Here is a 19052-nt window from a genome sequence, read left to right on the forward strand (position 1 = left end):
GCCCTAACGGCCGCAGGCGTAGCCCTGCATCCCCCGGGGGTTCGCGCCGGCGGACAGCACACCCGTCGCCGGATCGCGGGTCACCGCGCAGAGCCGACCCAGGCTCCACCCGTCGGTGACCCGCACCTCGTGCCCGTACGCCCGCAGCGCCGCCCGCACGCGCTCGTCGAACCGGTCCTCCACCACCAGGACGCCGGGCGCCATCTCGCGGGGATAGAACGACTCCGGCAGGCTCAGCGTGTGCCACGCCGGCGCGTCGATCGCCTCCTGAAGCGGCTGGCCGGCGACGAGATGCCGCAGCAGGAACGGCACCTGCCACTGGTCCTGCTGGTCACCGCCGGGGGTCCCGCAGGCCAGCACCGGCTCGCCGTCGCGGTGCACCATCGTCGGGCTCAACGTCGTACGCGGTCGACGGCCCGGCGCCAACGAGGACGCGAGCCCCTCCTCCAGCCAGCACATCTGCAACCGGCTGCCCAGCGGGAAGCCGAGTTCCGGAATGGTCGGCGAACTCTGCAACCAGCCACCACTGGGGGTCGCGGAGATCATGTTGCCCCAGCGGTCGACGACGTCCACGTGGCAGGTGTCGCCACGGGTCACCCCGTCCGCCTGCACGGTCGGCTCCCCGGTCGTGGGATCCGTCGCGGGTGCTCGCCGTACGGTGTCGGGTCGGACGTGGGCCGGCAGGCGTGGCCGCGAACCGTCCGGTCGCCCCGGCCGCAACTCCGCCGACGCGCGAGCACCGATCAGCGCCGCCCGCTCGCGCGCGTACTCCCGGGAGAGCAGCGCCGCGCCGGGCACGTCGACGCCGTCGCCGTACCAGGCCTCCCGGTCGGCGAAGGCGAGCTTGAGCGCCTCGACCTGGGCGTGCACCCCCGCCGCGGTCGCCGGGTCGTACGCGCCGGGATCGTCGAGCGCGTCCAGGGTGGCCAGCGTCTCCAGCAACACCGGACCCTGGCCCCAGAAACCGGTCTTCGCCACCGAGTAGCCGTGCCAGTCCAGGGTGACGGGCGCCTCCCAGGTCGCCGAGTACGCCGCCAGGTCGTCGCCGGTGACCAGCCCGGCGTGCGGCCGTCCACTGGAGTCCTGGAACGGCCGCCGGCTGAACGCGTCGATCGCCGCGGCCACGAAACCCGTGCTCCAGGCCCGGCGCGCGGCCTCGATCTGCGCCTCCCGGTCCCCGCCGGCCGCCTGTCCCGCCTCGACCAGCCGGCGCAGGGTGTCCGCGTACGCCGGGTTGGTGACCAGCTCCCCCGCCGCCGGCGGCCGGCCGCCGCGCAGCCAGAGGGCGGCGGAGGTGGGCCAGTGCTCCTCGAACAGTGACCGGACGGCCGCCACGGTGGCACCGACCCGACCCACCAGCGGGTGTCCGGCGGCGGCGTAGCCGATGGCCGGCTCCAGCACCTCGGCGAGGGTACGTGTGCCGTGCTCGCGCAGCAGCAGGAGCCAGGCGTCCACGGCGCCGGGTACGGCCGCCGCGAGCGGCCCGGCCCCCGGGACGAGGTCCATCCCGAGGGACCGGAAGTGCGCGATCGTGGCGCCGGCCGGCGCGGGACCCTGCCCGCACAGCACCTTCGGCCTGGGGTCCTGCGCGGTGGCCACGATGGCCGGCACCTCGCCGCCCGGTCCGTTGAGGTGCGGTTCGACCACGTGCAGGACGAATCCGGCGGCGACCGCCGCGTCGAAGGCGTTGCCGCCGCGTTCCAGGATGCCCATCGCCGACTGGCTGGCGAGCCAGTGCGTCGAGGAGACCATGCCGAAGGTGCCCCGCAGCGTGGGCCGGGTGGTGAACGTCATGATCACACCTCACTCGGATCCACGGTGCGAACGCAAGACCTCCGGGTCTACCCGCGCACCGCCCCGCCCGGTGCTCAGTGCGCGGGCTCAGGCCCGGCGGTGCTCAGTGCGCGGGCCGGGTCCGGTCGCCGCGGAAGAGGCTGAGCAGGACTACCAGGGCGAGCACCGCCACCACCGCGCTGAAGATCTCGGCGGCGGGACGCAGACCGGTGCCCTGGATCAGCAGGCCCACCCCGACGGCGGGCACGCCGAGCATGGCGAACAGGATCGCGAAGAAGGTCGACACCGCCTCGGCCCGGTGCTGCGGTTCGGTCTTCATCGTGATCGTCGCGATCCCGTCGCCGACCGCCACCCCGGACGCGACCCCGATGATCGCCGCGCTGACGACGAGCGTCCCCAGCAGCGCCATCCACATGCTGAACGCGAGCAGGCCCGCCCCCACGATCAGACCGACGCAGGCGCCGGCCAGCGCGGCGCGCGAGGACAGGACGCGGGTCAGCAGCTGCCCGAACGCCGCACCGGCGAACGCCACGAAGACCACGAGCGCGGCCAGGGTGTGCGAGGTCTCGTGCAGGACCATGCCGAGGAACAGCCCGCTCACCGACGTGAGCACCCCGAGCGCGGCGAACCCGGCGCCAGCGGTGATCGCCGAGCGGACGAAGGCGCCCCGGATGTTCGCCGGCACGTGCAACCGTTGCACCCGCAGCGTCACCGGCGAGCGCTCCCGCACCGTCTCCGGTACGCCGCGCAACGCGACGATCGCGGCGACCGCCAGGAGCAGCACGATCACCCAGGGCAGCCGGAGCGGGTCGGGCGCCACGTCCGCCACGATCCCGGACAGCAGGGTGCCGGTGGCGAGGCCGCCCAGGTTCGCGAAGATCGAAACGGTCGCGGCGCGCTTCGGGTGCCGAGGGCTGATCAACTCGGCCAGCGCCGCGGTCGCCGCGCCGATGATCAGCGCGGCGGAGAGACCGGCCAGGATCCGACCCACAATGATCATCGCCAGGTCCACGGCGGCCAGGAACACGGCGTCCGCGGCGACCGAGAGCAGCAACGCGACGAGGATGACCGGGCGTCGGCCGATCTGGTCGGAGAGCCGACCGAAGACCAGCAAGCCGACGACCACGCCCAACGCGTACAGGGCGTAGACCACTGTCACGGTGAGCGAGGCGAAGCCGAACTCCATCTCGTAGAGCGGGTAGAGCGGAGTCGGCACGGTGGTGCCCACCAGCGTGATCCAGAAGGCGAACGTGACCCGCACGGCGCCGGACGTGGAACCCGACCGTGTCGTTGCGCCATCGGCACGGCTGGCGTTGGACATGATCGGTCCCTTCGGGCTCGGACGCCCCTGCTGCGGGCCATCGCGGCTCCTGTCCCCCGTGCAGCATGGGTCCTGGCCCACCGCGCGGGTGTGACAACAGCCCGAAAAGCCCTCATCAGGTGGCACCCCTCCGGGGGTGCACGGCCCGTCCCGCGCCCGGCGGTTGGACACCGACGCCGCGGACCCGGCTCGGTGGCCAACCACCAGGCGCACCCCGTCCTAGGCCGACACGTGCGCCACCCCGGGCCGGCCGCTCTGCACGTAGACACTGGCCCGCGTCGCGATCGGGGCGCCCGGCACGTCGACGTACGGCACGACGCGGTAGTCGGTGCGCATCTCGCGACGGCCGAGGTGGACCACCTGATATCCGCGCTGGGAGTTGTGGAACTTCATGTGCGGGTTCTCGGCCAGCCAGGTCACCCCGAGCGCGTCCATGTCCGTGCCGTTGCCGCCCGAGCTGATCGACGTGCCGAGGAACTCGGTGCCGATCGTGCGGGAGGCCGGGTCGGCGAAGTTCAGCTTGAGGTCGGCGGCCACGCTGCGGTGCGCGTCGCCGGTGACGACGAGGAAGTTCTCGACGTTCCGCTTCGCCAGACCGTCGAAGAGCCGCTGCCGCGCCGCCGCGTACCCGTCCCAGGTGTCCATGCCGAACGTCTCGGTCGGGCCGCCGGTGTGGTCGGCCTCCATCGCGAAGACCTGGTTACCGAGGACGTTCCAGCGTGCGCGCGACGCGCCGAGGCCCGCCAGCAGCCAGGCTTCCTGCTTGGCGCCGAGGATCTGCCGGTTCGGGTCCCAGCGCAACGACTGGTCGGTGAGTTGCTGGTCGCGGAAGCGCCGGGTGTCGAGCACGTCGAGCTGGAGCAGGTCGCCGAACGTCAGGCGTCGGTAGACCTGCATCTCCGGACCCCTGGGCATGGACGAGCGGCGCAGCGGCAGGTTCTCGTAGTACGCCTGGTAGGCGGCGGCTCGGCGCAGCCGGAACACGGCGGGGTCCTGGTCCGGCTCGGTGTCCGGCTGCGAGTGGTCACCGGCCCAGTTGTTCTCCACGTCGTGATCGTCCGGGGCGACCACCCAGGGCGCCGCCCGGTGCGCCGCCTGGAGTGCCGGGTCGAGTTTGTACTGCGAGTAGCGGATCCGGTAGTCGGTCAGCGCGAACGTCTCCGCCGCCGGGATGTGCGGGCGGCCGATCGTGCCGGCGCCGGCACCCTCGTAGATGTAGTCGCCGAGGTGGACCACCAGGTCCAGGTCCTCCCGGGCCATGTGCTCGTAGGCGGTGAAGAAGCCGTCGGTGTACGCCTGGCAGCTCGCGAACGCGAAGCTCATCGATTGAAGAGCGGCACCCGGCCGCGGGGCCGTGCGTGTGCGACCGACCGGGCTGACCTGGCCCGCGACACGGAACCGGTACCAGTACACGCGATCCGGCCGCAGGCCGTGCACCTCGGCGTGCACCGAGTGCGCCCAGTCGCCGGTGGCCCGCTCCACGCCGTGCCGCACCACCCGGCGGAACCTCTCGTCCTCGGCCACCTCCCACCGCACGTTCACGGCGCGGTCGGGCATGCCCCCGAGGCCGTCCAGGGCGAGCGGGTCCGGTGCCAGTCGGGTCCAGAGCACGACGCCGTCGGGTGACGGGTCGCCAGAGGCGACACCGAGCGTGAACGCATAGCCGGGCAGCGTGCGGTGGTCGCCCGAGGCGCCGGGGTTCGCCGAGGCGGGCTCGGCCGCCAGGATCGTCGCGCCGGCGGCGACACCTCCCAGGGCGAGGAAGTGACGACGCGGCAGCGTCCGGGGTGACTGCGACATGGAGGGGTACCTTCCGGAGGGCAGACGGTGTTGCGTGTGCTCCCTTGATCCCAACTGTCCGACATGACGCCCGCCGGAACACCCAGTGAACAGGGCCGGGGCATTCCACTGACGACGGTGACACCGCCGGGTCACGGGGAAGCGGCCCGCGCGGCGCCGCTTCCCCCGCGTGCTCCTGGGAGTTGTACGTCTGCGCCGTCACCGTGACGTCGAGGTCACCCGGTCGTCGTGCTCAACCCGTCCAATGCGACAACGAGGACGTGGTCGCGCTGCTCGGAGCGCGGGAAGTGCCCGGAGGCGATGGCGCTGGAGAGCCGCATCACGTCGTCGATCGTCACGTCGGCACGCACCTCGTGCGCCAGCTGCGCGCGCTCCAGCAGCGGTCCGCCCGCCGCGTAGAGCGCCCGCCGACACTCCTGGTACGCGGCGGACTCCCGGTTGAGGCCGGCGGCCAGAGGCTGCTTCGCTCCGATGTATTCCACGAAGCGCCGCAGCCACGCGTACAGGGCGGCACGGGGGGCCAGGGAGCCGACGTCTTCGGCCGCCTCGCACACCGCCTCGACCTCGGTGACGTAGACGTTCTCGATCAGCACCTCGCGGGTCGGGAAGTTCCGGTAGAGCGTCGCGATGCCCACGCCAGCGCGCCGGGCGATCTCCTCGAGGGGAGCGTCGGCGCCCTGCTCAGCGAAGGCGACACGGGCCGCCGCGAGGATCGCGTCGTAGTTGCGCGCCGCGTCCGCCCGGTGTGGGCGGGCCACGCGCAGGTGGGTGAGGGCCGTCACGGTGCCGATGTCTCCCAGTGCCAGCAAACGGAGGCCGCCTATCACTATAGTGATAAGTCGCCTCCACTTATCCGGAGGTCGCCTATCAGTCTAGCCCGAAAGAAGGCAGACCATGTCCCCGACTCCCGCCTCCCGCCGCGGGATCGCCCTGTCGCTCATCCTCGGCTCGCAGCTGATGATGACGCTTGACACCTCGATCATCACGACCGCGCTGCCACACGTGCAGCGGCAGTTCGGTTTCACCCAGTCCGGACTCTCCTGGGTGCAGAACGCCTACGTGCTGGCATTCGGCGGCCTGCTCCTGCTCGGCGCCCGGGCCGGCGACCTCCTCGGCCGCCGCCGCGTCTTCGTCGTGGGGATCGTCCTGTTCACCGCGGCATCCCTCGCCGCCGGTCTCGCGCTGAACGGAAGCTGGCTGATCACCGCCCGTGTTGCGCAGGGGCTCGCCGCCGCGCTCGCGGTGCCCTCCACGCTCGCCCTGCTGGTCGCCGACCACCCCGAGCCGGGGGCCCGCGCCAAGGTGATCGCCCTCTACAGCGCGGTCATCGGCGCCGGCGGCAGCGTCGGGATCGTGATCGGTGGAGTCTTCACCGACCTGCTGTCCTGGCGCTGGGGAATGCTCGTCAATGTCCCGATCGGCATCGCCATCGCGCTCCTCGCCCCGCGGTTCCTGGTCGAGACCGAACGCCGCCCCGGCACCTTCGACCTCGGCGGCGCGCTGACCTCCACCGCCGGCATGACCGCCCTCGTGTACGGCTTCATCCAGGCCGCAGCGGCCGGTTGGAGTGCGCCCACCACCGTGGTCTCGCTGGGCCTCGGCGCCGTCCTCCTGATCGCCTTCGTGCTGATCGAGCACCGGGCGCCGCAACCCATCACCCCGCTGCGGCTCTTCCGCAGCATGGAGCGTTCCGGGGCGTACGCCGGGCGGATCCTCATCGTCGGCGCGACCTTCTCCACCTTCTACTTCCTCAGCCAGTACCTCCAAGAGGTGCTGCACCTCAGCGCCCTGCAGACCGGCTTCGCGTACGTGCCCATCACCGGCATGTTCTTCGCCATGGTCTACGTCATCCGGCCCCTGCAGAACCGGCTCGGCCGTCCCATCCTGCTGGTGGCGTCTCTCGCCATCGCACTGATCGGCATGGCGTGGCTGTCCCGGATCTCGACCGAGTCCAGCTACTTCCCGGACGTGCTGCTGCCGCTTCTGGTGATCGGAATCGGTCAGGGGATCGCGATCATCCTGATGACCCAGGGCGGTGTCGTCGGGGTCGAGCCGCAGGACGCCGGCGCCGCATCCGGGCTGGTAAACGTCGCCCACCAGCTCGGCGGCTCGCTCGGCATCGCGGTCCTGACCATCGCGTACACCCGGGCCAGTGCGACGACCGACCCGACCGCCGGCTTCCACGCGGCCTTCACCGGCGCGGACGTCTTCTTCCTGATCGCACTGGCCTTGGCGGTCGTCGTGGCCATCGCGGGACGTCGTGCCCGGCAGCTCGCGGTTCTCCCCGCTGGCTGAGCGCGCGCGGGCTGTCGGGGCGGTCAGCCCGACAGCCCGCCCTCGCGCCGCCCGGGAGGCCGAGGGTGGTACTCGGGGCAGAGCTTCGCGCTGGCGAACGCCCCCTTCACCGCCGCGGAGAGCGCGGCCATGTCGTACGCGCCGTGGTGCCGCCGGCCGTTGATGAAGAACGTCGGGGTGCCGGTGACGCCGCTGAGGTCGGCGGAGTCGACGTCCTCGGCGACCCGGTCGACGCCCATCCGCTTCACCATGTGCTCCCGGAACTGGTCCGGGTCCAGGCCGAGCTGTACGGCGTAGCCGAGCACGTCGGCAGGGTCGAGTGCGTGCTGGTGCGTGAGGAGCAGGTCGTGCATCTCCCAGAACGCGCCCTGCGCCCCCGCCGCCTCGGCGGCCTCGGCCGCGAGTTGGGCGTGTGAGTGGACGTCGGTGAGCGGCAGGTGCCGCCACACGTACCGGATGTTGGCGAAGTCGGCCAGCAGTTCCCGGACCACCGGCTCGGCCTGCCCGCAGTAGGGGCACTCGAAGTCGCCGTACTCCACGACCGTCACCGGCGCCTCGACCGGCCCCCGCATGTGGTCGCGCTGCTCGTCGACCGGCAGCATCAGGTCGACGATCCCCTCGGTGACGCCCAGCAGCGCCCGGGTGCGCCGTGCCGGCGACAGTCGCCCGGCCGAGCGGAACACCAGCCAGGTGACGAGGGACGCGCCGAGCGTCGCGACGAGGATGCCGAGTTTCGCCTCGTCCAGGGCGGGACCGTTGAGCGCGTGGGTGGCGATCAGGAGGGCGACGGTGAACCCGATGCCGGAGACCGTGCCGACTCCCGCGACGGCGAGCCAGCCCACCGGCGGGCGGAACCGGTTGCCGCTCAGCCGGGCCACCAGCCACGACGTGGTCAGGATCCCGGCCGGCTTGCCGACGACGTACGCGACCACGACGCCGAGCGTGACCGGGGAGGTCACGGCCCGGGCCAGCAGCTCGCCGTCGACCACGATTCCGGCGTTCGCCAGTGCGAAGAGCGGCACGACCACATAGCTCGCCCACGGATGGAAGAGAGTCTGCAGCCGCTCGTTCGGCGACACCGCCGAGGTGAGCCCGGCTCGGGCCATCCGGGCGAGCTGCGGGGTGGGCTGTTCCCGGAAGAGGCGGAACTGGTCGGTTGCCCGCTGCAGGTCGCCGCGACCGGGGGCATAGGCGTAGGTCAGCAACCCCATCACCAGACCCACCGCGACCGGGTCGACACCGGATTTCGAGACGGCGACCCAGGCCGCCACCCCCAGCAGCGCGTAGATCGGCCCGAACCGCACGCCGCTCCCCCGTACCAGCAGGACGACGGCGAAGATGCCCACCGCGACGAGCAGCGCCATCGGCGAAGGATGCTTCGGGTAGGCGATCGCGAGCACCACGATGGCCAGCACGTCGTCGACGACCGCGACGGTCAGCAGGAAACCCCGCAGCCGGTCGGAGAAGCGCGGCCCGAAGACGGCCAGCGCGCCGAGCGCGAGCGCCGTGTCCGTGGCCATCACCGCCCCCCAACCCGCGGCGGTGGTGTGCCCGGAGTTGATCGCGAGATAGATCCCGATCGGCAGGAGCATGCCGCCGAAGCCGGCCAGCATCGGCAACGCCAGTCGACGCCGCTCCCGCAACTCGCCGATGTCGAACTCGCGGCGCAACTCCAACCCGGCCACCAGGAAGAAGAAGGTCATGAGGCCGCTGTTGACCCAGGTACGCAGGTCGTGTGACAGGGACCAGTCGCCGAGCTGGACCGACAACGACGTGTTCCAGAGCGACTCGTACGACCGGACGTGCAGATTGGTCCACGCGAGAGCCACCACCGCGGCGACCAGCACCAGCCGGGCACCCCCGGTCTCGGTACGCAGGAACGCGCGCAGCGGAGCGTTGAACCGCCCCTCCCAGGCGGTTCGGCTGCTCCATCCCCGGTGCGTGTCGTCGCTCGTCACGGAGACAATCCTTGTCGACCTGATCTCGGCGCGGCGGTGAATCGTCCACCGCGTACGGCGTCGGTGGGGAGGGACCAACCACGCGATCATCGCGACCCGGCTCATGGTGTGGCTCGCCCAGGGCGGTGTCCCGGCGGAACACATCGCCCAAGCAGTCGGGCTACGCATACCGGGTCGTGACGGCGGCGTCGGTGGACGGATTCCAGACCTGGTCGTCTGGAGCAAGGCTCAGGCAGACGGCGTGTGGCTGCCGGTCGCCGACGTGCTCCTCGTGATCGAGATCGTCTCCCCCGGCTCCGAGGGGGTCCTCAACACGCGTCCGGAGGAGCACGGTCTCGGCTGAACGTGTCGTGACCCTCGTCAGGCGCGGGTGAGGCGACCGTCCTGGTCGACGCGGAGGCGACCGCTGGTCACGGCGACGTGCAGCCCGTACCGGAGCAGTTTGTCGATCTTTTCGGTGCGGCGGCGGTAGCCGAGCCGTTCCAGGCCGGCGCGCAGCAACCGCTCCTCGTCCATGCTCGGTACGCCCTGGAGGACGTGCACGAGGGCGTTGGCCACCTCCTCGGGTGGCACCTCCTCGAACGCGCGGTCGTTGCTCGCCTGCGTGACCCGGTACGCGCGGTACGTCCGCGGGTCGGCGTCCTCGGGCCAGGCGTACCGGCTCACGGTCGGGTGAGCGTGCAGGCGGCGGGAGTCGACGAGCGACAGGACGGCGACACGCCGGTCCTCCCGGGTCCGGAGGAAACCGAACCGGGCGAGGGCGAGGCGGGCGAGGCGGTGCTGCTCGATGGGTCCCTCCGCCTCGATGATCTCGCGGAGCGCGTTCCGCATCAGCTCACGTACCCGCCGGTCGGTGGCCAGGAGGTCGAGGTCGGCCTGGTCGCCGAGCGGCGTGGGCACGTAGGGCACGAACGGGCTCACCGTGCTGGTGTCCCCATCGGAGGCCGCCGTGACCTGGGGTGCGGTGGGCGCGGGTGCGGTGGCTGCGGCGGCGAGCGCGTTGACCGGCGGCGCCGAGACATCCGGGGCGGGCTCGTCGTCCACGGCGAGGCGCGGCTGGGGCAGCTCGGCCGTCGCGGTCGGGTGCGGCGGCTCCACGTCCGCCTCGGAGCGCGGCTGCGGCAGCGCGATGGCCCCGGGCGGCGCGGCAGCCGCCGACGAGTCGGTTTCCGGTTCGGCGGTCGCGGGCGCGTCGGCCCGGGTGACCGCCTCGCCGACCCGGTCGAGCAGCGCCGACCGGTCGTGGATCCACGCCGGCAGCCAGAACCGCACGACCTCCGGCCAGCCCATGATCGAGCGCAGGAGCGCGGGCGCCGAGTCCCGGTCGGCCACCGTCGGGCGTGCGCTCCAGTCCGGGCCGTCGAGCATGACGGCGACCTGCCACCGTGGTGCGCCTGGTCGGCGTACCGCGATGTCCACGGTGAAGTCGGAAAGGCCGTGCGAGGTACGGACCTCGTGGCCGCGGTCGCGCAGCGCCGCGGCCACCTCGTCGCGGATCCGACTGCGCCGCTCGGTGCGGTCGGTGGCGAGGTCGCCCAGGCGCTCCGCGCCGGCGGCGGCCATCTCGCAGTACGCCCGCAGGTGCTGGGTGCCCAGCGCGGACGTGCGGGACAGGTCGATGTCGGACGGGTCGAAGGACGAGTAGAGGACGACCTGGCGGCGGGCGCGGGTGATGGCCACGTTGAGCCGCCGCTCGCCACCGGCCTGGCTCAGCGGGCCGAAGTTCAGCGGGAGCTGACCGGTCTCCGGGTTGGTGGAGAAGGCCAGGGAGAACAGGACGACGTCCCGCTCGTCGCCCTGCACGTTCTCCAGGTTCTTCACGAAGATCGGCTCCGCGACCGCGCCGGACAGGTGCTCGCGGATGATCGGATCGGCGCTCTCCTCCAGCAGGTTGAGGATGAGGTCGCGCTGCTGGATGTTGAAGGTGACCACTCCGACGGAGTGGTTGGCGGTCGCCGGGTCGTGCAGCCGCCGGGTGATGTCCCCGAGGATCGCCCGCGCCTCGACCTCGTTGGTGCGGGATCCACCCCGGTCGTACCGGCCGTCGACGCGCCGCCAGTTGACGCCCGCCTCGCTGGCGGCACCGGGCGACGGGAGGCTGGACAGTTTGTTGTCGTAGTAGTAGCGGTTGGAGAAGGCGATGAGTGACTCGTCGTGACTGCGGTAGTGCCAGGAGAGCCACCGTTGCGGCAGTCCCGACTCGACGGCCTCGCCGAGAATGCTCTCCAGGTCCTCCGGCACGGGACCGTCACCCTCGTCGACGTCGTCCGGGCTGTGGCTGGCCTGCATGATGCTGCTCGGTGGCATCTGCCGGGAGTCGCCGACCACCACCACGGCGCTGCCCCGACCCATCGCGCCGATCGCCTCCGCCACGCGGATCTGCGAGGCCTCGTCGAAGATGACCAGGTCGAAACGTTGGCTCCCCGGTGCCAGGAAGTTCGCCGCGGACGCGGGGCTGACCAGAACGCACGGGGTCAGTGCGAGCACCGCGTCCGGGTACTGCTCGAACAGTTCCCGGAAGGACCGCCCGCCGCGCTTGCGGCGAAGCTCCGCCGCGAAGTCGGCGAAGCGGCCCCGCCGGTCGGTCGGGCTGAAGGGGCGGCGACGGACCAGCACCGACGGCAGCTGCGTGGGCAGCGCGGACCGCAGCTCACCGGCGGCCGCCTCGAACTGGCTGATCTCGTCGTCGTGCAGTTCCGCGTCGAAGTACTGCAGGCCGCCGGCCCGGACCCGCTCGGCGAGGGACGCCGTCGCGACTCCCCGCCGGTAGACCTCCTCGGCGAGACGCGCGGGCACCTCGGCACGCAGCAGTTGGTCCCGATAGTCGGTGAGACCGGCGGAGGCGAGCACGTCGGCGTGGGCCAGGACGGTCGCCCACCGGCGCAGCGGGAACAACTCCTCGCTCCGCAACTCGTGCAGCCAGGTCGCGCCGTCGCGCTGCCAGGCGTCCACCCAGTGCGCACCGGCGGCCCACCGGGCCAGCTCGGCCGCACCGGAGCGCAACACCCCGCGCCAGGCCCGCCACCGCGAGGCGAAGCGGTCGAGCACCACCGCGTCGGCATCGGTGCACCCGCCGTCGAACAGCTCCCAGGCTCGCGGGTGCCGGGTCAGGAGCGTGCGGCCCACCCGGGTCGCCTCGATCGCTTCGGTCAGCCGCTCCTGCGCGGCGGGGTCGGTGGGCTGCCACCGCGACAGCCGCAGCCCGCCCACCGCGCCGACATGCTGGTGGAGGGCCGCCGCCTGCGCCTGGGCGGCGACCAGCCGACCGGTGGTGACCTCCACCCGATCGACGTCGAGCGTCGCACCGGCGACCAGGTGCACCGCCAGCAGATCCGCGACGGCCTGCCGCCGCTTGCGCTTGCCGAACAGCTTCTTCGCCGCCTCCTGGGCCGCCGCGTGCCAGGCGGCCAGCTCCGGTCGAGCAAACACGTCCGGCCGGAAGGTGGCCAGCTCACCGGCGAAGCCCTGCCGGAAGGCCGCCAGGTCCGCCTGGAGCCGGGCCACCGCCTCGTCCCACCGTCGGTCGCCGGCGTGCAGGGTGGTCTGCCGGTCCGGCAGCAGTCCGCGTACGGCGAGCCAGGCGCCCGCCTGTAGCTCGCTCACCGTTTCCGGGGCGGGCAACGTCCGCAGCAGCTCGACCAGGTGCGGGTGGGCGGCGAGGTCGGCACGGAGGCGTTCGAGCTCACCGGCGATCTCGGTGACCGCGTCGCCGTGCAGCCCGTCGAGAGTGCGGCAGCCGCTGAGCGCCCACGGGTGCGCCGCCCGGAGTCGCGCCGATCGTGCGGCCGCCGGGAACTCCCGCAGGGTCGTCTCGACCTGTACGCGTGCCGGGGCGGGTGCGTGCAGGTAGGCCACCGGGATCGGGGCGACCGGGCCGTCGCCGTACGCCAGGGTCTGCTCGTAGGCCGACCAGAGCGACAGCCCGACGGGGTTGGCGGTGTGCACCTGGGCCGGGTAGTCGGCCAGTGGCGCGAGCCGCGTCCGGTAGGCCGTCTCGACGGCCGTCCACGTGCCGTCGCCGCCCTGGTCGTACTGGTCCAGTGCGTCGCGCAACTGCTGGCGGATCGCGTTGAGGGACTGCTTACGCCCGTGCAGGTCCAGCGCGAACGGCCCGAGGCCGACCTGCTTGAGGCGGCGCTTCACCACCTCCAGTGCGGCCTGCTTCTCGGCGACGAAGAGCACCGACCGGCCCGCGCCGACCGCCTGGGCGATCATGTTGGTGATGGTCTGGGACTTGCCGGTGCCCGGCGGACCCTCCAGGACGAAGGAGTGGCCGCGCTCGGCGCGCACGATGGCCTGCATCTGCGACCCGTCGGCGGGGATGGGCAGGTGCAGGTCGGCCTCGTCGACGGCGATCTCGACGTCGTGCTCCGGGCGGGCGGGATCGTCGAACGTGGCGCCGGAGGACTCGACCAGGTGCCGGACGACCGGGTTCTCCAGAAAGCGGGGCCAGTGGTCGGTGAGGTCCCGCCACATCTGGAAGGTGGAGAACTGCAACAGTCGAAGGCTGGCGGTCTCGTCGATGCGGTAGTTGAGCCGGTTGTCGAGCAGCCCGGCGTTGATCGCCGCGAGGGTCTTGGCGATGTCGATGCCGTGCTCGTCGAGGACCGGTCGCTCCAGCTCCGGGATCCGCACGCTGTGCCTGACCCGCAACCACTCGACCAGGCAGTGGTTCGGACTGGCGACCTCGGTGCCGTCGATGACCATCGCGTACGGGCGACGGCCGCTGCCGCCCTCGATGCGCACCGGCAGGAGGAACAGCGGCGCGTACGCCTCTCCCCCGGTCGTCTTCGTGTGCACCAGGGTGCCGATGGTCAGGTAGAGGTAGTTGCTGCCGGTCTCCTGCTCCATCGTGCGCGCCTCGCGTTGCAGCGCGCGCATCGCGGTCTTGTAGCGGGCGTCGGTGACCGCGCCGTAGACCCGCCGGTCGGTACGCAGCTCCCGGGTGAGGATCTCGGCGTCGAGGTCCTGCGCCCGACGCGTCCCGGCCAACTCGTGGACGTGACTGATGGCGTCCTGCGGGATGACCTGCACCTGGCGGCCGTCGTGGATGAGGTCGTCGAGCAGGGCCAACGCACCCGCCGGCACGTGCAGGTCCAGACCACGGCCCCGCTTGGGCAGGTTGAGCAGCGGATTACGCAGGCTCAGGTCGAGCAGCGACTTCTTCCACTGCTGGACGCGCGCCGGCGACCCGTCGGACTGCTGCGGCACCTCCTCGCCCTCGTCGGCGAACTGGCGCAGCCGCGCGGCGGCGACGCCGGGAGGCAGGTCGAGGGACGCTGTTGTCGCGGGCGTCGCCTCGGCTGTCTTCGGCGTCGCCTCGCTGTCTACCGCGGCGGGCAGGGGGCGGATCCCCGAGCGATGGGCCAGGTGCACGTCGACGACGCCCTGCACGCGCTCGCCGTCGCCGCGGAAGTGGCCGAGCCCGACGCGTACCGCCTCGGTGAAGGTCGCCGACTGCGCGCCCGGCCCGATGCGGGTCAGCTCGACCGGCACGGCCCGGCCCGAGTCCACCATGGAAACCAGCAGGTTGGTTTCGGTCACCGCGGCCGAGCCCAGCCGCTCCTCCTCCAGCAGGAAACCGCCGAAGGCGTGCCCCGCGCCGATGAAGACGAGCGGGTGCAGCCCCGCCGCCTCCAGACACGCGGCGTACGTGACGGACAGGTCGAGGCAGTTGCCGAGCCGACCGTCGAGCACCGCCGCCGTCGTGCGCACCTTCTGGCCGGTGTTCTCGAAGGACGCCGGCAGGGTCTGGTAGGTGATCTCGAGTTGGCGCAGCGCCTCGTACACCGCGCCGGCGATCAGCGCCGCCCGCTCCGAACCCTCCTGGTAGCCCTGCAACGAGCCGGAGCCGGTCCGTGCGAGCAGGAGCTGGGCAGCGGCCCGCAGGACCGCCTCGACGGCCTTGGTGTTCGGCTGCACGAACGCCGCCAGGCTGTCGTACAGGGCGGGGGTGTTGAACCACTCGTTGTGCGCCAACACCCTGGACGGGGCGACAAGCGTCAGTGCCTGCTCCTGCGCCTGCACCTGGAGGGTGTAGTCGACCGGGAACGCCTCGTCGGTGCGGTACAGCAGCGTGCGGTCGGGTGTGAAGTCGCGGAAGTCGTCCCAGCTGGTGCTGGCCCCGGGCCGCAACGGCTGGGTCAGCGTCCGTACCCACGGCTCGGTCAGCGCGCCGTCCGGGCCACGCAGTTCCAGCGTCAGTGTGACGTCGGTCAGCGGCACCACGCCTCGGTTGACGAGCGTGAGGTGACGGACCAGCGGCACCCGGTTGTGCACCAGGGCGGCGTTGATCGCCGGCTGCACGAGCAGCCCGACCTCGAGCTGGTCGTCGTCGGCGGTGAACTGCGCGAAGACGCTGTCGGACATGGCGTTTCTCCAGGTGGGCAGACCAGGGGGGCCAGCCTAGCGGCCACCTTGGCCGCCTGGGGGGATCCCCTCTTCGCGCCAGCTTTCACAGGCGAGGCCGCGTCAGAGCCCAACTCGACGTCGGCCGCGATCTCTGTCAGCTCCTTCGGCCAGGCTGTCGCACTGCAGAGAAAGGGACGGAGCTGACCACTCCACGAGTCACCCCCCTTCGCCAAGGCACTGCCCGTGCCATGGCCCCCGGGCCACGAACAGCGGGGATAGGCCGCGGGTCAGGCCTCTGGTTGTACGGCCTGCCCGTAGAACCAGCGGAGATGCTCGATGAGCGCCTCGCGAGCCTTGACGTTGACGAGGATGTCCAGAGGGAACCCGGGGCGGAGCGCGAGCTTGGCTGCCGCGATATTCACGCCCTCCAACTCGTTCAACCGCTCGCGGAATTGCTTCCGCAACTCGATGTCGTCGAACGGTGGCCGGGTGCTCAGGTGCTGGAACACTATCTCGAACTTACCGCTCGGGTAGATCGTCGCGGGCCAGATGTTGCCCAGCTCGTGGTCCTTGCCACGCGCCATGAGGAAGCACGAGGTCTCGCCGCCGGTGCCATAGAACAACATGCCGCCCATCCCGGCCCAGGCTTCGAGCACCGCGACCGTGCCGTGCGCGACCTGCGCATGCTGAAGGTCCCTCAGCTGTTCGAGGAAGCGGTCGTCCAGCGGATTGTTATGTCGGGACCGTGGACGCAGGAGTTGGCCGGGCCCGTCCTGCTGCGGCATCCCGGCAAGTTGGGCCAGTTCCTCGACACCGATCCGCTGAGCCTGGCTGGCCCGACCGTACGTGTCGAAGTCGACACCCTCCTCGCGCAGCAGGTCGTGCGGGTCGTCGGTGCGGGACGGCTCAAGCCAGCGGAAGTTCGGGGCTAGCACGCCCTCGGCCTGGAGCACCCGGTGTGCGTTCGGTGCGGCATGGTGGGCGAGCCGGGCACCGACAGAGACAGGGTGACTGCCGATCAGCGCGGCCAGATCACCGTACGCGGTCCACGAGCCGGCGGGCAGCGCGGCGAGCGCCGTGTTCATGACGTCCCAGGGCACCTCGGACTTGTTGCCCGCCTCCTCGGTGGGCCCGGGCCAGGTGGCGATGATCCGTTCGGCGAGCCCGTCGGCGCGCGCGTGGATCTCGGGGCGTCCCCAACGCTTCTGGTCGGCGATCTCCCGGCTGAGCGCGATCCCACTCTTGCCGAGTTGGGTCCGCTTGACAAGGAAAGAGCTGTTGCTCAGTTCCGAGTTGTAGCCGGTCAGGGTGAGGTTGCCCAACGTGTGCACAAGGGCCTCGTGCACCTCGGCGAAGCTCTCTTCGCCCTGCAGGTCCTCGCTCAGCATCTGCCGCCACTCCGCGGTCGGGCTCTGCGGCATGACGTGTTCGATGGTGAGCGACTGCGGCGCGACCGGCTCCTTGCTGCCGTACGACTCCTCCAGCCACTGAAGCACCAACTTGCGCTGGGTCGCCCGCCCGTTGAGGTAGAACGGGATGGACCGTACCGCCTCGCGCAGGCTGACGTCGGTGGCGTAGTACTTGCGGCCCACCGACAAGAACGCCCGGACCGCCTCGTCGACGGGCAGATCCTTACGCATGTCGGTCACGATGCGCAGCAGGACCCGGTTGATGCTCGCGGTGGCGCGACCGATGAGCAGACGGCGAATGAAGTAGCTCTCGACGTACAGCATCGCCGAGGCAATCTGCTCCGACGTCGCCGTTCCCTGCTTGCGGCGGTCCAGCAGGTGCAGCAGGAGCGGCAGGACGGTGGTGGTGTCCCAGGCGTTGAGCCGGGCCAACCGCCGCCGTACCTCCGGGTCCGGCTCCTCCTCGGGATGCAGGATGATCCGCAGGAGGGCGCCGAGGCGGCAGAATCGGCGCACCTCGGCTTCGATCTCCGCCTCGGTGTGCAGGCCGTTCAGCCTCGCCTGCTGCCCGACGTAGGTGTCGGTCTGTTTGACCTCGGGGTTGCGGTGCACCATGTCGAGCCAGAACAACTGTTCCATTTCCCCGGCGTCCAACTGCTTCTGCAGGGGGAACCACAGCGAGTCGTAGACCGCCTCGCCACGGTTGGGCAGGCGCATGAACAGGTAGTTGCGCAGCAGGTCAGCCTGTGTGAGTTTCAGGCCGGTGTTGTTGAGCGACTCGAAGATCCGATAGACGTTGTCGCCGGACTGCGCAACAACCGAGACCAGCGCCATCCCCGAGATGACCGCGTCCTCAATGCGTTCGATATCCAGCGGGTCGTCCGGGTCGTCGACGGCGACGAGTTGGGCCGCGAAGAACCGGTACGCCGCACCCACCTGGTCGCTGCCGCCGGCCTGAGGCGTCGCTTCGAGGCAGGCCTCGTAGGCGGTGCGGTCGGCCTGGGTGGGAACGAGCTTCAACCGATGAGTCGGCTTGTACTTGTTGATCAGGTATTCCTGGTTGATGCGGTCTCGGTGGTCTGGACCCTCATGTGTGGCGCGGTGGTCGCGGATGGCGCAGAGCAGAATGGACAGCGTGGTGAGACGTTGCTGACCATCCACCACAAGGAATTCGGAGACCGCCGGGCCTAGGGTGGGGCTGGGCGCGAGCACAAGCGAGCCGATGAAGTGCGTGAGGTTCTGGTTTTCGACTCGCTCCTCGGCCAACTTACGGATGTCGTCCCAGAGTCGTCTGAGTTGTGAGTCCGTCCACGAGTAGGTCCGTTGGTACAGCGGCACCCGATACTGCTTCGCGCCTTCGAGCAACTCCCGCAGCGTCGTCTCGTGTGCCGCAACCATGTGCGCTCCCCTCGTCCCTGGCGTAATCCGGCCAGCCAACCAGACACCCGAATCGGATCAACGCCTCAGTCAAAAACGTGACTTCTCTGTTCGGCCACGGCAAGTCGGCGCGGTACCGAGTTCGCCGCAGAGATGCTGACCAGCGTCAGCATCGCCGCCGGTCAGCGGGGGAGCTCCGCCTCGTCGGCGAGGACGCCTACCTGGGAGGGACACCCGCACGTCTGCATCTCGGCACAGAGTTCAGTTCGCGCGATCGACCACCGGGAACGCTGGTCAACCCGCCCGGTAGGAGAGGTAGTAGCCCTCGTACGGCCAGCTGTGGAAGTTGTTGAGCTCGGACGCAGCGCCGGTGCAGTCGGGCGTCCGGTAGCCAGAGACGGATCCGAAGCCGTTCCAGCCGATCGCCCAGATCGCCTCGGCCGGGACCGGGCGGCAGATACCGTCGGGCGTGGCCTGCCTGCCGACGATGATCTGCGTGTAGGCCTGGTAGAAGACGAGGCCGGTGTCGGGAACCTTGAGCGTCTCGGCAGCGGCTGCGGGCGACGCCGGCATCGTCACGGCCAGTGTGGTGATCAAGGCGGCGGCGAGACCCGCAGCGATTCGGCTGGTAAATCTGCGCATGGGCTTCCCTTCCTAGCGGTGTTCAGGGACGGGACCGGAGCTCGATCAGCTCAGGGAAAGATTTACTTGCATCGATTATGTTCCCCGTGTCAAGCAACCTGCCGC

General features: G+C 71.1%; 10 protein-coding genes. 2 read left to right on the forward strand and 8 right to left on the reverse strand.

Annotated features, from left to right (window positions below; genetic code table 11):
- Nucleotides 1-3 precede the first annotated feature (3 nt).
- The 4 genes from AB0O48_RS23640 to AB0O48_RS23655 all read right to left on the reverse strand — a co-directional run bounded on the left by AB0O48_RS23640 (nt 4) and on the right by AB0O48_RS23655 (nt 5697).
- Nucleotides 4-1794 (reverse strand): gamma-glutamyltransferase family protein, encoded by a 1791-nt coding sequence (locus AB0O48_RS23640; protein ID WP_357249866.1) that lies wholly within the window; start codon nt 1792-1794, stop codon nt 4-6.
- A 103-nt stretch (nt 1795-1897) separates the two neighbouring features.
- Nucleotides 1898-3115, reverse strand: a complete 1218-nt coding sequence (locus AB0O48_RS23645) for an MFS transporter (RefSeq protein WP_357571004.1) — start codon at nt 3113-3115, stop codon at nt 1898-1900.
- A 219-nt stretch (nt 3116-3334) separates the two neighbouring features.
- Nucleotides 3335-4915 carry an alkaline phosphatase D family protein gene (locus tag AB0O48_RS23650; protein ID WP_357571005.1) on the reverse strand — a complete coding sequence of 527 codons (1581 nt, stop codon included), beginning with the start codon at nt 4913-4915 and terminating at the stop codon, nt 3335-3337.
- Nucleotides 4916-5130: 215 nt separating this feature from the next.
- Complete coding sequence (locus tag AB0O48_RS23655; RefSeq protein WP_357249874.1) at nt 5131-5697, reverse strand: helix-turn-helix domain-containing protein; 567 nt, start codon at nt 5695-5697, stop codon at nt 5131-5133.
- 112 nt (nt 5698-5809) lie between these two features.
- On the opposite strand from AB0O48_RS23655, the gene AB0O48_RS23660 reads away from it, so the two are divergent.
- Nucleotides 5810-7210: an MFS transporter gene (locus tag AB0O48_RS23660; RefSeq protein ID WP_357249877.1), complete on the forward strand. Its 1401-nt coding sequence runs from the start codon at nt 5810-5812 to the stop codon at nt 7208-7210.
- Between the two features lie 23 nt (nt 7211-7233).
- Here AB0O48_RS23660 and nhaA read toward each other — a convergent pair whose 3' ends face one another.
- Nucleotides 7234-9168 carry a Na+/H+ antiporter NhaA gene (gene nhaA, locus AB0O48_RS23665; RefSeq protein ID WP_357249880.1) on the reverse strand — a complete coding sequence of 645 codons (1935 nt, stop codon included), beginning with the start codon at nt 9166-9168 and terminating at the stop codon, nt 7234-7236.
- 103 nt (nt 9169-9271) lie between these two features.
- On the opposite strand from nhaA, the gene AB0O48_RS23670 reads away from it, so the two are divergent.
- On the forward strand, nt 9272-9511 hold the full coding sequence (locus AB0O48_RS23670) for a hypothetical protein (RefSeq protein ID WP_357249883.1): 240 nt from the start codon (nt 9272-9274) through the stop codon (nt 9509-9511).
- 17 nt (nt 9512-9528) lie between these two features.
- Here the strand turns inward: AB0O48_RS23670 and AB0O48_RS23675 are convergent, their stop codons facing one another.
- The 3 genes from AB0O48_RS23675 to AB0O48_RS23685 form a co-directional block, all read right to left on the reverse strand.
- On the reverse strand, nt 9529-15537 hold the full coding sequence (locus AB0O48_RS23675) for a DUF4011 domain-containing protein (RefSeq protein ID WP_365068376.1): 6009 nt from the start codon (nt 15535-15537) through the stop codon (nt 9529-9531).
- Between the two features lie 269 nt (nt 15538-15806).
- The gene (locus AB0O48_RS23680) at nt 15807-18326 is read right to left on the reverse strand and encodes a DUF262 domain-containing protein (protein WP_357249889.1); all 2520 of its coding nucleotides are present in this window, start codon (nt 18324-18326) and stop codon (nt 15807-15809) included.
- Nucleotides 18327-18599: 273 nt separating this feature from the next.
- Complete coding sequence (locus AB0O48_RS23685; RefSeq protein ID WP_365068378.1) at nt 18600-18947, reverse strand: hypothetical protein; 348 nt, start codon at nt 18945-18947, stop codon at nt 18600-18602.
- Nucleotides 18948-19052 lie beyond the last annotated feature (105 nt).

Source organism: Micromonospora sp. NPDC085948 (assembly GCF_040686315.1).
In the GTDB taxonomy this organism is placed as follows: Bacteria; Actinomycetota; Actinomycetes; order Mycobacteriales; family Micromonosporaceae; genus Micromonospora.